Origin of the sequence: Stutzerimonas chloritidismutans (assembly GCF_051486945.1) — a bacterium.
In the GTDB taxonomy this organism is placed as follows: Bacteria; Pseudomonadota; Gammaproteobacteria; order Pseudomonadales; family Pseudomonadaceae; genus Stutzerimonas; species Stutzerimonas chloritidismutans_B.
The window spans coordinates 941,112-954,339 of the sequence record NZ_JAHVDX010000002.1 but is presented as its reverse complement, the minus strand read 5'-3'; the positions used below and the strand labels follow the sequence as shown (position 1 = coordinate 954,339).

At 58.3% G+C, this 13,228-nt stretch carries 13 protein-coding genes; 4 read left to right on the top strand and 9 right to left on the bottom strand.

Annotated features, from left to right (window positions below):
- Positions 1-2: 2 nt before the first annotated feature.
- From KXR72_RS11525 to KXR72_RS11495, 7 genes are all read right to left on the bottom strand, one after another.
- Positions 3-446, bottom strand: a complete 444-nt coding sequence (locus tag KXR72_RS11525; protein ID WP_437421243.1) for a type IV pilin protein — start codon at positions 444-446, stop codon at positions 3-5.
- Entirely contained in the window at positions 443-4,198 is a 3,756-nt protein-coding gene (locus tag KXR72_RS11520) for a pilus assembly protein (protein ID WP_437421242.1), read from the bottom strand. The genes KXR72_RS11525 and KXR72_RS11520 overlap by 4 nt, the downstream gene beginning before the upstream one ends.
- Before the next feature lies 1 nt (position 4,199).
- Positions 4,200-4,715: a pilus assembly PilX family protein gene (locus tag KXR72_RS11515; RefSeq protein ID WP_437421241.1), complete on the bottom strand. Its 516-nt coding sequence runs from the start codon at positions 4,713-4,715 to the stop codon at positions 4,200-4,202.
- Positions 4,712-5,785 (bottom strand): PilW family protein, encoded by a 1,074-nt coding sequence (locus KXR72_RS11510; protein WP_437421240.1) that lies wholly within the window; start codon positions 5,783-5,785, stop codon positions 4,712-4,714. The genes KXR72_RS11515 and KXR72_RS11510 overlap by 4 nt, the downstream gene beginning before the upstream one ends.
- Entirely contained in the window at positions 5,782-6,252 is a 471-nt protein-coding gene (gene pilV, locus KXR72_RS11505) for a type IV pilus modification protein PilV (RefSeq protein ID WP_437421239.1), read from the bottom strand. The genes KXR72_RS11510 and pilV overlap by 4 nt, the downstream gene beginning before the upstream one ends.
- Positions 6,249-6,755 (bottom strand): GspH/FimT family pseudopilin, encoded by a 507-nt coding sequence (locus tag KXR72_RS11500; protein ID WP_437421238.1) that lies wholly within the window; start codon positions 6,753-6,755, stop codon positions 6,249-6,251. Before KXR72_RS11500 ends, pilV begins: the two co-directional genes overlap by 4 nt.
- A gap of 75 nt (positions 6,756-6,830) precedes the next feature.
- A complete protein-coding gene (locus tag KXR72_RS11495; protein ID WP_437421237.1) occupies positions 6,831-7,505 on the bottom strand; it encodes a GspH/FimT family pseudopilin in 675 nt (224 codons plus the stop codon).
- Between KXR72_RS11495 and thiO the strand changes: the two genes are divergently transcribed.
- From thiO to speA, 3 genes are all read left to right on the top strand, one after another.
- Positions 7,497-8,591 (top strand): glycine oxidase ThiO, encoded by a 1,095-nt coding sequence (thiO, locus tag KXR72_RS11490; RefSeq protein WP_437421236.1) that lies wholly within the window; start codon positions 7,497-7,499, stop codon positions 8,589-8,591. The genes KXR72_RS11495 and thiO overlap by 9 nt on opposite strands.
- A 147-nt stretch (positions 8,592-8,738) precedes the next feature.
- Positions 8,739-9,110 carry a translation initiation factor Sui1 gene (locus KXR72_RS11485; RefSeq protein ID WP_437421235.1) on the top strand — a complete coding sequence of 124 codons (372 nt, stop codon included), beginning with the start codon at positions 8,739-8,741 and terminating at the stop codon, positions 9,108-9,110.
- A gap of 117 nt (positions 9,111-9,227) precedes the next feature.
- Positions 9,228-11,141: an arginine decarboxylase gene (gene speA, locus KXR72_RS11480; RefSeq protein ID WP_437421234.1), complete on the top strand. Its 1,914-nt coding sequence runs from the start codon at positions 9,228-9,230 to the stop codon at positions 11,139-11,141.
- Between the two features lie 149 nt (positions 11,142-11,290).
- On the opposite strand, the gene KXR72_RS11475 is transcribed toward speA, so the two are convergent.
- Both KXR72_RS11475 and KXR72_RS11470 read right to left on the bottom strand, forming a co-directional pair.
- Positions 11,291-11,629 carry a zinc ribbon domain-containing protein YjdM gene (locus tag KXR72_RS11475; protein ID WP_437421233.1) on the bottom strand — a complete coding sequence of 113 codons (339 nt, stop codon included), beginning with the start codon at positions 11,627-11,629 and terminating at the stop codon, positions 11,291-11,293.
- A 99-nt stretch (positions 11,630-11,728) separates the two neighbouring features.
- Entirely contained in the window at positions 11,729-12,211 is a 483-nt protein-coding gene (locus KXR72_RS11470) for an acyl-CoA thioesterase (RefSeq protein WP_437421232.1), read from the bottom strand.
- A gap of 250 nt (positions 12,212-12,461) precedes the next feature.
- On the opposite strand from KXR72_RS11470, the gene KXR72_RS11465 reads away from it, so the two are divergent.
- Positions 12,462-13,142, top strand: a complete 681-nt coding sequence (locus tag KXR72_RS11465; protein ID WP_437421339.1) for a c-type cytochrome — start codon at positions 12,462-12,464, stop codon at positions 13,140-13,142.
- Positions 13,143-13,228 lie beyond the last annotated feature (86 nt).

Sequence of the window (13,228 nt, the reverse complement as noted above, 5' to 3'; positions counted from 1 at the left end):
GGTTAGCGTTTCCAGCATTCGGCAAGGGTCGACGCACTTTGTCCCTTGGCACCCGTGTTTGACAGCGTCAAGGTGCCACATTTGTCATTCGCCATGCTTCCGGTCGGTACGGCCTGCAGCACATAGGCGGTAGCTGAGGTGCTGGCCGCGACCAAGCTGATGTCGTAGGCCTTGGTTCCGCCATCCTTGGGCGCTTGCGTAAAGGGAAGGTCGGGCTCATCTCCATTGCTTTCGTCGTAGCGCCCATTAGCGGTGTAGTAGCGCTCCATGAAGTGCGCCAGTTCCATCAGGGCGGTTTCGGCGTCCGCGCGCTTAGCGGCGCGGACGTATTCTTGATAGCTGGGATATGCGATCGCGGCGATGATGCCGATGATGGCCACTACAATCATCAGTTCAATCAGAGTAAAACCACGGCTCGACCGCCGAGTCGATAAGAACGTCTTCAAAGGTTTTCCCTCACTTCATGCCAGGACAGGCGATTGGAGTCGTTGTTGTCTCCCATGACCTCGATGCATACCGGGGTTACGCCATCCTCGTCGGTACTAGATGCCGAGCTGGCATAACACAGGTAGCGTTTGCCGGTTGTCTGGTCGTTAAGTCCGATGGTGCCCTTGACCGCACCCTCATCCGGGTCGGCAACGCCGCTTACCGGAACCTTGGTACCGTCTTCCAGCTCGATGTAGTCGTTCTCATCGATATTGCCGTCGCCGTTGTAATCGAAGTACGAATAGGCAAGGCGACTACCGGTTGCCAGATCAAGACTCATGATCCAGCTGGTGCCCCCAGCATCACATGGGTTGGCTGAGGGAATCAGGGTGCTGAAAGTGACGCGGTTGCCGCCGAGTTGAGCTTGGGAGATTACCCGCTCGCCCTTGGCACCCGGTCCGCCTTTGGAGGTTTTCCACAACAGATCCAGGTACCAGCCCTTATGGCTGTCGGTCATGGTGCTCCCGCTGACTGCTCGGCCATTGAGTTCAGTACCGGTTACCTCTCTGAGAATCTCTTGCTCCAACAAATTGCTGCGTCCATCGATTTGCTCGCCGCTATCGATAATGCCGTAGAAGGACTGGACTTGAGGGGAGGTCGGAATCTCGTTGTCCGTGGTTTGGTAGAAGCTGCCGGTTCCAAATACGAGCATTAACTGGCGGTCTTTCGTGTAGGCGGCATCCAGCGGGGCGGTGATCGGTTGCGCGGCGCCCGCGGAATCTTTAGCGAGGAACAACGGAGCGATATTTCCGCCTGACTTCAGATCGCTCGGCGCATCCCAGCCACTGGGTGTCGTGCCGTTGATGTCCAGGCGCCATACCTTGCCCAGCGTGTCGGCTACGTAGATGCGATCCGCTACACGGTCGTTATCCAGGTCGACCGTCAGCGGTGCGCCCAGGTCGCCGCTTTCTGGCAAATCGAAACGTTTGATCACGCTGCCGTCCGAGGCATCCAGTATCCATACATAACCAGCAGCGGTGTCAGTCGGGCGATCATAACCGCTGGTTACGATAACGCCGAACTTACCGTTGTAGAGCGGAACCAAGCTGGGACGGCCGAGGCTGTAGCCCATTTCCGCGTGGGTGAATTCCCAGAGAACATTGCTAGCGGACATGTTGTTTGCGTTCGAAATATCCAATGCGAAGATGCTACGACCTCCCGCGCCGGACGAGCCGACCACAAGCGTTTTCCAATGGCCGCTGACGAGTGCGTCACCGATACGGGGCGTACCGTCCACATAGTAGCGGTGCGCATAGGTCGGGTCCGTCAGTTCGTGAAGTTCGTCAATCAGGTCATTCGGGACATAGGCGAACAGTTCTTTGCCGCCTGTGGTGCCGAGACTCGCGTCGAAGCCGTGCAGCATGCCGTCGTTTGCCCCGACAACCACAAGCGGTGGACGGTTCTGATAGGTGCTTTGCGAGCGGAAGGTGGTGTATGCGCTTTTGATCGTGCTCGTGAATCCGGCGCTCTCGGGTAGCTGTGAATAACCGAAGTTCGGTTTGTAGATGTACTGCGGATCAGAGTTGGCAATATCACCCAGCCGGCTGTCACGCTGCCGGAACGGGTTGTTGGGCGCAGCATCGGTGCGCTCCTGGCTGCGGTCACCCCGAATGAAGGCGAGTCGCTCCTGACCACGTTGTTCAGTCACCAAGGTTCCGCTGGCGGTGGCGCGAAGAGCGTTCTGTTGTGCAGTGTCAAGCTGGCCCCAGAGAAAGGTCCGGCCTGTGTTCGATACCCGAGCGCCTGTCGTGGCGTCAGCAGTAGGCGGTGTGGATGTCAGGATGACGCGATCCGACGTTTGGGCGTTGGTCAGGGCATCGAGCTTCTGTGCAGCCTTCCAAGTAGGGGTTTCGCTCACGGTGCCGTTGCTCGAAACTGCCTTGGCCAGCAGGTCCCCACTCCACTTGGAGCTGTCGAGCATCGACTGAAATACGACAGTATCGGTTTCCAGCTTAGTCGAATTAGTCGAAAGAGCGGCCGTGGTGCTACGAACCTCTTTTGCGATTTTGGCAAACGCGATTTTCAAGCTTTCAACCATCTTGGTGGCGTCGCTTGCTACATAAAAATTACTAGGACGAAAATCTCCGCTCGAGAGTATCTCACCGGTATTCCAAGATTCGTCTGTAAGTGCGTCCCCGAATTTATAATCGTCGGGTACGTCAAAACCACCATATTTAGCGGCAAGCCAATACTGATTGGAAGCCTTTGGTTCGAGCGTCTGGCTTTCCCGCACGTCTACCCAATGAGTGGAGACGGTCTGATCTCCTGCTTTGTCCTCGCGTAAGTCCGAGGTGTTAGCATAGTAGGCCAAACCAGCAATATAGGCGGAATTGTCGCGACCAGAAAATTCATTTGATGCAGTCTTAACGATACCTTCAAGATCGAAGACCTTCTGGGTCCAAAGGTTCACGTTAAGATTATCCCCGGCGACGGGAAGATCACGATCAGCGTGCGTGTACACGTCGCCAATACCAAGGATAACGTTCTTTTGACAAGCGTACTGAATCGGGTCTGTCCAATCCGTAATGACTGGGAATTTATCTCGCTGTGCTTCATTGGTTATGTTTGAGTAGCCGGCTACATCGCCTAAATTACGAAAGTAACGAAGCGCGGCATAGTAAAGCTCGCTCACCGGATCTCTAGACTTGTGCTTGTTTGTTAGCTCGCCAAACTTGTTTATGTAGTTGATGACTCCGCTATTTCCGATACTGGAGCTGCGCGGATTAACATGGAGAATGCCCGTATCGGCTGACCACTCGCTGAGGCTGTTCTCTAGTTCATTCGGGTTGCCCGGTACACGTTTAGTCTGTCCCACGTAGTCTTGTGGCGCGCGCATTACCCCGCCGTTACGCCCATTGCCATCTTCGTTAACGTAGCTAAAAACGCTGTAACGAATGTCCTTGGAGTACTGCTGGATCAGGCCTTCAGGTTTCCATAGGTTGTCTCGGTATTTCGTACAGTTACTTTCTAACAAGCCAGCTTTGCAAACTTCAATCCTGACAGTAAAGTATTGAGTGACTGTGGCGTTGTTTTTCGTGTACGTGAAACGAACGGTTTTGTTTTTCTGAAAGTCAGTGCCGCTTGTAACTGAGCTGGTGAGTGAAATACTCCCAAAAGGCGTTGTTTTGTTTGCGTTTGTTCCGTTGATTGTACGGTTGGGAAAGTAGCTACTGCTGCCTCCGCGAGTGGCCTTTTCAAGTATCGTCATGGAGTCAGTGTCCACAACGCGGTATCCGCCAGTAAGGGCCTTTCGAAACGGGTCGATAGTCTGAGTTGTCGCCCAGTTTAGGTAGTTTCCGCTCCATTTTGCTTCGCTGTTTCCAGAGCAATCTCTAGCAGTATTCATCTCCGTCATTGGGGTGAAGTACCCGCCCCCTGATGCGGTTGTAACTGATCCAAAATAAGGATGGGTGAACGCTTCTGATATAAATTTATAGCACTTCCCGGAATCAAAGTAGCCAGTGTAAGTGGTGGTATTACTATAATCGCCTAAGTTGGCTACGCTGATGACTGTCGGGTGCTCTACGGATGGGACAAGTGCAAGATTGCCCGGAACATTTCCGCCGCCGAGAAGCAGCGGAGTTTGCGATACGTCGGCAACAGCCTGGCTGGCGCATAATGTCCAAGACAGTGCAGTTCCGGCCAGAAGCAACGGGCGCCACGTAGCGGCAAGGCCGTTCCAGGGCATGCGGCGATGGTTGAGCGGCATCATGTCACTCCTCTACGAAATACAGGGAACGAAGGGTTACCTTCGAGTCCGGGCTGGCGCCGGTGCCGGTTGCTTCGATGCGTACCAGAACGAAGTCGAGAATCAGCGACTCGCCGGCGGCGAGCGAGTCGCCGCCAGCTGTCATGGGATTGACCATGTTCTGCATATCGAGCTGTCCCGGATGGGGCAGGCGTGTAACGGTATACTTCGGGGCTTCGTATACGTTTCCGTTAAAGCCAGAAAAGGTCACGACGTCTGGAGATTCATCGTTGACCGGATAGAGCGTGTCGTTGATCAGATCTGAGTAGTCTGTCTTGACCTCTTGTTCGGCGAAGCGAAGGGCCGCCTCCGCCGCCTGGAATGCGAGTGCATGATCGCGCATGTTTCCCGCCATCCGTTCCTGCAGGTTGGTGTCACGCATAGCCGCAGCACCAAGAATGGTAAGGAGCAGAAGCATGATCAGAGCGACGAGCAGTACTGCGCCTTCTTGTTTGGATGGGCCGAAAGTTCCTTTTTTCATGGCAAGCGATTCCGGATGGCGACGGTGGCTGTGTAGACCTGAGCGACGCGGTTGTCCTTGATGGTGACGGTGCCGTCGTCCTCATAGAGAGCGAATTCGTCATCCCGGTCGATGCCGACGATGGCTGGAAAGACGAATTTCTGCGGTTCCTCAAGTACATTGGTTTCCGGACTTATCGCGATGACAGATATACGTGCCGAAACGACCTTGTCCCAATCGCCCTCTCCGGTGGAGACAAGATTGTTCGTACCAGCCTTTACATACTCATCCGCCAGCCGATCGCCGTCCTTGTCCAGGCCGTAGGTGACTTGCATCTCGATGATGCCCTCGACGAGCTCCTCTACAGTCGGGTTTGGACTCAGTACGCGGCGGTAAAGAGACGGAGGGCGGTCGTTATTCTCGCGGATGAAATAGGTATGGCTGCGCAGGACATGGGCCATGAATTTATTGCTGTACGCTTGGCTCATTCCAGTACCGTCGTTTCCAGGGGTAACGTTATTTCCCGCTGTTTGAAAAGTGTTAGCGTTTTGGTTGTTCGAGTTTTGAAAGAGATCGCAGCCAGTCGAATTGGCAACCATAACTACTTGGCCGCTATAGGCGCCTGTTGCACTTTTTACGCCGATGTTTTTATCTCCGGCTTTATTATTTCCGTTTGGTTCGAACTCTGCGCCATCGCCAGCGTACTTCACGATAAATGTATCCGTATCTGGGCGTACAGTATCGGCGGCATCGAAAAAGACCGGTTTACTGTTCTCCCAACCTTGGATTGCCGGAGTCGTGCTGTAAGCATTTTTAAGATCAGTTGAAGCAGCGGCAAGATTTAGATGGTTGACTGGCTCGCTTAAGCACTCGCCCTTATACCCCGCCTGCCTTACATCGAACGCCATGAAGTCAGTCGCAAAGCGCCCCGCTTCCTGAACACGGGCGACCGCCGTATTGGTGCGATACATGTCCTTGCTGGAAAGGAATACCTGCAGAACGCCGCCTAGCAGGATCAGACTGATCAACATGGCGACCATCAGCTCGACGAGCGAAAGGCCCGCCTGCCGGTAAAAGGAGACTGGTTTCATAGCTGCGTCCGGTAGACAAAGGTTTCGCGATCGTCGTCATCGGCTTCGTCGATGCGCCCTCGGTTGTCATTCCACTCGATGGAAACCGTGAACACTCTATCGTTACGGACGACACTGCCTTGCGCGTCCGCCGAAAGCAGGCACGAGAGCGAGTTCAGCCATTCGGCCACGTCTCTCTTGGCAAGTGTGCCGCTGGGGGCGATATCCGGATCACAGGTCTGGTTCTGAAGCGCGATGTCGTAGACGCCATTGAGCGCTTCGGTGCGATTGGCGCGCATGCGGTCGATGATGTCGTAGGCGAGTACCGTGGCTTGGGAGCGGTAGTAAGCGCTCTGGTTGCTTTTCAATGCTGTCATCTGCATGCCGGCCAGGCCTAACAGGCCGACGGAGAGAATCAGCATGGCCACGAGCACTTCGATGAGCGTCGCGCCTCGCTGGAGAGAAGAGGGAGGAAGGGGGCTTCTCATGGGCACGTTCCTTTTGTGCTCGTCACTCGTCCTGTGGCGGTGAGGGCGATGGTGTACTGCGGCTTGCCAGTGCAATTATCGAAGGCAACGGTGAAGGCGGAGTCGGTGGTCTTGGTCAGCAAACCATTGGGGCGGTACGTCAAGGTTTCATTGGGCCCAGAGACCGAATCCCGATCGCCTACCGCTTCCCATACGCGAAGTACGTCGCCACCGTTTACCTTCACCAACCACCCGTTGCCCCAATCGACGGCATCTGCGCATGCGTTCGCGGCGCGGCGGCAGATATCCACTCTCACACCTCGCTTGACCGCTTCGGAGCGAGCGAACTGCAACGCTGTCGTCAGGTCGTTGGCAATGGTCTGGGTTCGGTTGTTCTGAATGGTGTCTCGGAACGAGGGCGCCGCGATCGCCAGCAAGATCGCGAGGATCGCCAGCGTAATCATCAGCTCGATCAGCGTAAAGGCTCGGGAGTGATGCATGGTTTTTCTCAGTCTCAGGGTCATCGAATCATCCCGTTTTGCCGTTCGGCTTCCCACGTTGCCCAGATGTCCGGTCGGTTTCCGGGGCTGTGCGGCATGTTAGGTGCAAAGGTCGTCAGCTTCGGGTGCGTCAAGTCTCGCGCGGCCTGTGAGGTTGATCACAATCTTCTTTAGCGGCGTATTTTGTCGGCACAGAATGAAGGTGCCGTTGAGGCTGTGCGTCGTGCCATCGGGTTTGAAGGTCATATATCGCTGCTGGCGAAAGTTTCGCCATTTCCAGCTATGGCTCGCCGTGACCGCAGTGGTACGTAGCGTGGAGTCGCTCTCGTCGATCGCGCCGTTGCCATCCACATCGTCGAATATCAACACATGGCCACTCCACATCGCCTGGTCATCGCAGCCGGCCGCTCCAGCGCAAATGCTGACCGGCTGTCGAGTGGTTATCGCCCTGTTTCTTGCAAAGTTGAGGTCCGCTAGTAGCTGGTTGACAAGCGTGCGCTGGCGAACCGATTCGAGGGACGAGTTGAAGGTTGGGATTGCGATGCTCAACAAAACGGCCAATACCGTGAGGGTGATGAGCAGTTCGACAAGCGTGAAGCCTTGATCCTGATTCGGCATGGTGCGGTTCCTTTGCACGTATGATTGCGCCTTCCTGGCGGTGTCGCCTTGCTTCGCCAGCCCGTGGCGAAGCGGGCTTTTTAGATCAGCGCGGCGGCCAGTCCAAGAGTCAAAGCCCAAAAATGTGAACCTGAAGCCGGAGGCGGAGTGAAGCATCGGACGATTGTGGTGGGAGGCGGCGTCATCGGTTTGCTGTCGGCGTACACGCTGGCGGGCTTGGGTGACGAGGTGGCTGTGATCGAGGCGGGCGAGTCCGGACGCGAAGCCTCCTGGGCGGGCGGTGGTATCGTTTCGCCCCTTTACCCCTGGCGCTACAGCGCGGCGGTGACGGCTTTGGCGCATCCATCGCAGGACTTCTATCCACAGCTGGGCGCGGCGCTGGCCGAGCAGACTAGGATCGATCCGCAAGTCTACGAGACGGGCCTTTACTGGTTGGATCTGGATGACGAGGACGATGCACTGGCCTGGGCCCAGCGGGAGGGGCGGCCCTTGCGGCGATCGGCGATGGAAGAGGTGCGCGCTGGGGTGCCCTCGCTGGGCGAAGGCTTCTCCAACGCTATCTACATGCAAGGCGTGGCGAACGTACGCAACCCAAGGTTGCTGCAGGCGTTGCGCGCAGCACTGGCGGGTATGCCCAACGTGTCGCTCATCGAGCAATGCCCGGTCGAAGGCTTCCTGCAGGAGGAGCGCAGGATCGTAGGCGTACGCACGGCCCGCGGTGATATGCGCGCCGAGCAGGTCGTAGTGGCGGCTGGCGCCTGGAGTGGCACGCTGCTCGCGACGCTTGGGCTGTCGCTACCGGTCAAGCCGATGAAGGGGCAGATGATTCTGTTCAAGTGCGCCGAGGATTTTCTGCCGAGCATGGTGCTGGCCAAGCGGCGTTACGCCATCCCGCGGCGTGACGGTCATATTCTGGTCGGCAGTACGTTGGAGGATGTTGGCTTCGACAAGACGCCGACCGAGGACGCATTGGCCAGCCTCTGGTCAACTGCCATCGAGTTACTGCCCGGGTTGGCCGATGCCGAGGTGGTCAAGCATTGGGCTGGTCTGCGCCCGGGCTCGCCGGACGGGGTGCCTTATATAGGCCCGGTGCCGGGTCACGAGGGGTTGTGGCTCAACTGCGGGCATTTCCGAAACGGGCTCGTCCTGGCGCCGGCGTCCTGTCAGTTGCTGGCGGACCTGATGCTGCGACGGCCGTCGCGCATCGATCCAACCCCCTATGCGCCTGCCGGTCGGCTCTGACGGCGCGGCGATCACTGATGCTGGAAGGCGGATCGCTTCCAATGGCTGGCGATCCGAAGGGCGGGGCCCCTACGTCCAGGGCGCGTTTGCTGTTAAATTGCCCCCCTTTGTGGCATCTGGCGCGACAGCGATTTGCTCGAGGTTTCCGTGGTCAAGAAAACCAACTCCTTTTCCGGCCTTGGCGGGCTGGTGTTTTCCACCGACGCCGGGCGGCACTGCCCTGAATGCGGTCAGCCGCTGGGCGCCTGCGTGTGCAAGCAGGCTGCGGTACCAGAGGGTGATGGTGTCGCCCGAGTTCGCCGCGAGAGCAAAGGGCGAGGCGGTAAGACGGTGACGACCATAACCGGGGTGCCCTTGGCTGAGGCCGAGCTCAAGGAGCTCGCCAGCGCGCTGAAGCGACGTTGCGGCACGGGTGGTGCCCTAAAGGAGGGCGTCATCGAAATTCAGGGTGACCATGTTCAATTGCTCATCGACGAGCTGACCAAGCGCGGACTCAAAGCCAAGAAATCGGGCGGTTGACAGCCGCTTCAACCAAACTCGAGCCCTTGCGCTTATTTCTTTCCATCCCGGCGGTCCAACCCGGATAGCCTTATCGTTGCGCCCGCAACGGATTCATCCTTTTATCAGGAGGCCTAGATGCCCGTACGACGCACACGTAAAGACGACGGCAGCCAGTGGACCGCAGCGGACAGCCGCAGCGTATACGGTATTCGCCACTGGGGTGCCGGCTACTTTTCGATCAGCGATGACGGGCACGTCGAGGTGCGGCCGAAGGGGCCCAGCGGTGACGCCATCGAGTTCACCGGCCTGATCGAGCAACTGCGTGACGCTGGCCTGACCCTGCCGTTGCTCGTTCGCTTCCCGGACATCCTGCAGGACCGCGTCCGCCGGTTGACCGGCGCCTTTGACGCAAACATCGAGCGGCTCGAATACCAGAGCCAATACACCGCGCTGTACCCGATCAAGGTCAACCAGCAGGAAGCGGTGGTGGAAAACATCATCGCTACCCAGAACGTTGCCATTGGCCTGGAAGCCGGCTCCAAGCCGGAACTGATGGCCGTGCTGGCGCTGGCGCCCAAGGGCGGCACCATCGTCTGCAACGGCTACAAGGACCGCGAATTCATTCGCCTGGCGCTGATGGGGCAGAAGCTCGGTCACAACGTCTTCATCGTCATCGAGAAGATGTCGGAGGTGGGGCTGGTGATCGAGGAGGCGGCCGAGTTGAAGGTCGTCCCGCAGGTCGGCTTGCGCGTCCGGTTGTCGTCGCTGGCGTCGAGCAAATGGGCCGACACTGGTGGTGAGAAATCCAAGTTCGGTCTTTCGGCCGCCCAATTGCTTACGGTTATCGAGCGCTTCCGCGCCGCGGGCGTCGACCAGGGCGTGCGCCTGCTGCATTTTCACATGGGCTCGCAGATCGCGAACTTGGCTGATTACCGCGACGGCTTCCGCGAGGCGATCCGGTATTACGCCGAGCTGCGTGCACTGGGTCTGCCGGTCGACCACATCGATGTTGGTGGCGGCCTGGGCGTCGACTACGACGGCACGCACTCGCGCAACGCCAGTTCTATCAACTACGACATCGATGAGTACGCCGGTACGGTGGTCGGCATGCTCAAGGAGTTCTGCGACCGCCAGGAGCTGCCGCACCCGCACATCTTCTCCGAAAGCGGCCGGGCGATGACGGCGCACCACGCAGTGCTGGTCATGCAGGTGACCGACTTTGAGCGTCACAACGACCAGGCGCCCGAGATTGAGAACTATGAGGAGCTGCCGGACATCGTCCAGTCGCTGGCCGACCTCCTCGGGCCGACCGATCCAGAGATGGTCACCGAGACCTACTGGCGCGCGACCCATTACATGAGCGAGGCTGCCGCGCAATATGCCTCCGGCAAGCTCAGCTTGGCGCAGAAGGCATTGGCCGAGCAGAGCTACTTCGCCATCTGCCGCCGGCTGTACAACCAGCTCAAGGCCCGGCAGCGTTCGCACCGTGCGGTCTTGGACGAGCTCAACGACAAGCTGGCCGACAAATACATCTGCAATTTCTCGGTGTTCCAGAGCCTGCCGGACACCTGGGCGATCGACCAGATTCTCCCGATTGTGCCGCTGCAGCGGCTGACCGAGGAGCCGGTGCGTCGCGCTGTGCTGCAGGACCTAACCTGCGACTCCGACGGCAAGATCAAGCACTACGTCGACGAGCAGAGCATCGAGAACAGTATGCCGGTGCATGAGATCCAGGCGGGGGAGGAATACTTCCTCGGTGTATTCCTGGTCGGTGCCTACCAGGAAATCCTCGGCGACATGCACAACCTATTCGGCGATACCGACTCGGTGAACGTCTACCAGCGCGAGGACGGCACCTTCTATCACGCCGGCATCGAGACGCACGACACCATCGAGGACATGTTGCGCTACGTGCACCTATCCCCCGAAGAGCTGATGACCTACTACCGGGACAAGGTCTCCAGCGCGCGGTTGAGTGCCAAGGAGCGGACGCAATACATCGATGCGTTGCGTCTCGGGCTGACCCGGTCCTCCTATCTGACGCCTTGAGAGGTCAGGTGCAGCGGCGCGGTTTGTCTCGACGACGGCCGCTTCGCAACGCGTTTCTAGTCCGTCATTGAAGAAGCCAGCGTGCTGGGGATCGGCACGCTGATCTGTTGATCACCAGCACGCTGGCTCCTATAGCTGCGCTCTGTGCGTCATACCTTTCTGACGAACTCGGACTTGAGCTTCATCGCACCGATACCGTCGATCTTGCAGTCGATGTCGTGGTCGCCGTCCACCAGGCGGATGTTTTTGACTTTGGTGCCAACCTTGACCACCAGCGAAGTGCCCTTGACCTTCAGGTCCTTGATCACGGTGATGGTGTCGCCGTCCTGCAGGGGGTTACCGACCGAGTCCTTGATGACCGCGGCGGCGTCCTCCGACGTCATGGCGGCATCAGCCGACCACTCGTGTGCGCATTCCGGGCAGACCAGCATCAGGCCGTCTTCGTAGGTGTATTCGGAGTTGCAGTTAGGGCAGGCGGGGAGCGTCACGGTAGAGCCTCGGCGTGGAAAAGCCGCGGATTGTAAAGGGTTTTAGCGATGGGCGCGGAGCCGGCCGTGTTTGGCTCCGCGTCGATGGGCAGTGGGCGATCAGTACTCGTCCTTGATGGCGCGGTAGCGCTCTTCCAGTTCGCGGCGGATCTGCCGGCGTTGCTGCGCCTGGGCGAAGCGGCGCTTCTGGTCGGGAGTCTGCGGATGCAAGGTCGGCACATTGGCCGGCCGGCCATCCTCGCCCATGGCGACCATGGTGAAGAAACAGCTATTGGTGTGGCGGACAGTCTTTTGACGAATGTCCTCGGTGATTACCTTGATGCCGATTTCCATCGAGGTGTTGCCGGTGTAGTTGACCGAGGCGAGGAAGGTCACCAGTTCGCCGACATGGATCGGCTGGCGGAAGTTGACCTGATCGACCGACAGGGTGACGACGTACTGGCCGGCGTAGCGGCTGGCGCAAGCGTAGGCCACTTCGTCGAGGTATTTGAGCAGCGTGCCGCCATGAACGTTGCCGGAAAAATTGGCCTTGTCCGGCGTCATCAGTACGGTCATGGTCAGTTCGGCATGGGCATCTAACATGTTGCGCGCGGCTCGTGCTGGCAAAAAGGGCCGCTACTTTAGTCGAATACGCGGCGGTTGTGTTCGCCTATTTCAGATTTCCCTTCAGTTTTTCATTGCCTGGTCAATGCGGCATTAGCGCGCAGATGTTTCAAAGCTTGCGTGTGTCGGCGGTGTCGTCTGGGTATTCATTGACCTAGGCCAGTATCGGCGGGAATTTTCTCCCTATATTCGCGCCTGTGCCCGTCATCAGGATCATCCGGAAATGCCCATGCATGTCGCTGTGTTCGCCTTGTTCTGCTGCCTGACCTCGGTCGTTCATGCCGACGATGAGGCTATGACGCGGTTCAATTACCTGATGGAGGATGCCGGGCGCCGCGAGGCGGCCTATGCCGCCGGGAAAGAGCGCGCCCTGTTTTGTGGGTACTGCCATGGGGAAAACGGCAATAGCAAACGGGGGCACATTCCCAACTTGGCTTCACAGAACCCCGTCTACCTGTTCCATTCGTTCGAAAAGTTCGCCAAGGGCGAGCGCATCGACTACGTGATGTCCAACCTGGCCAAGAGCCTGACCCTCGAAGACCGCGTCAACATCGCGGTTTACTTCAGTCAGCAGACCGTGCAGCCGCATGAGGAAACCATCGAGCCGGGCTTGGCCCAGCAGGGTGCCACGTTGTTCAAAAGTACCTGCGTCGGCTGCCACGGCGACCACGCCCAAGGTATGGAAACCATGCCGAGGCTCGCCGGCCAACCTCGCGAGTACATCCGCAAGGCCTTGACGCGCTTTCGCAACAACGACCCGAGCCGCGCCGGTTCGGTGATGATCAGCATCGCCAGCAAGTTGTCCGAACCGGAAGTCGAGGCGCTCGCTGCCTACCTGAGCCAGCTTCGGCTGAGCACGGCGCAAGAACGCAAGGCCAGCGCCGAGCTGATCGGTGCAGCGGCTCGCTGACAGGGCCTGACGCCCGGCTTGCGAAGCGCTGTTCAAAGATCGCCAGGCGACACACGGCCGTGTGAGGCGGCGATGGAGCTTAACCA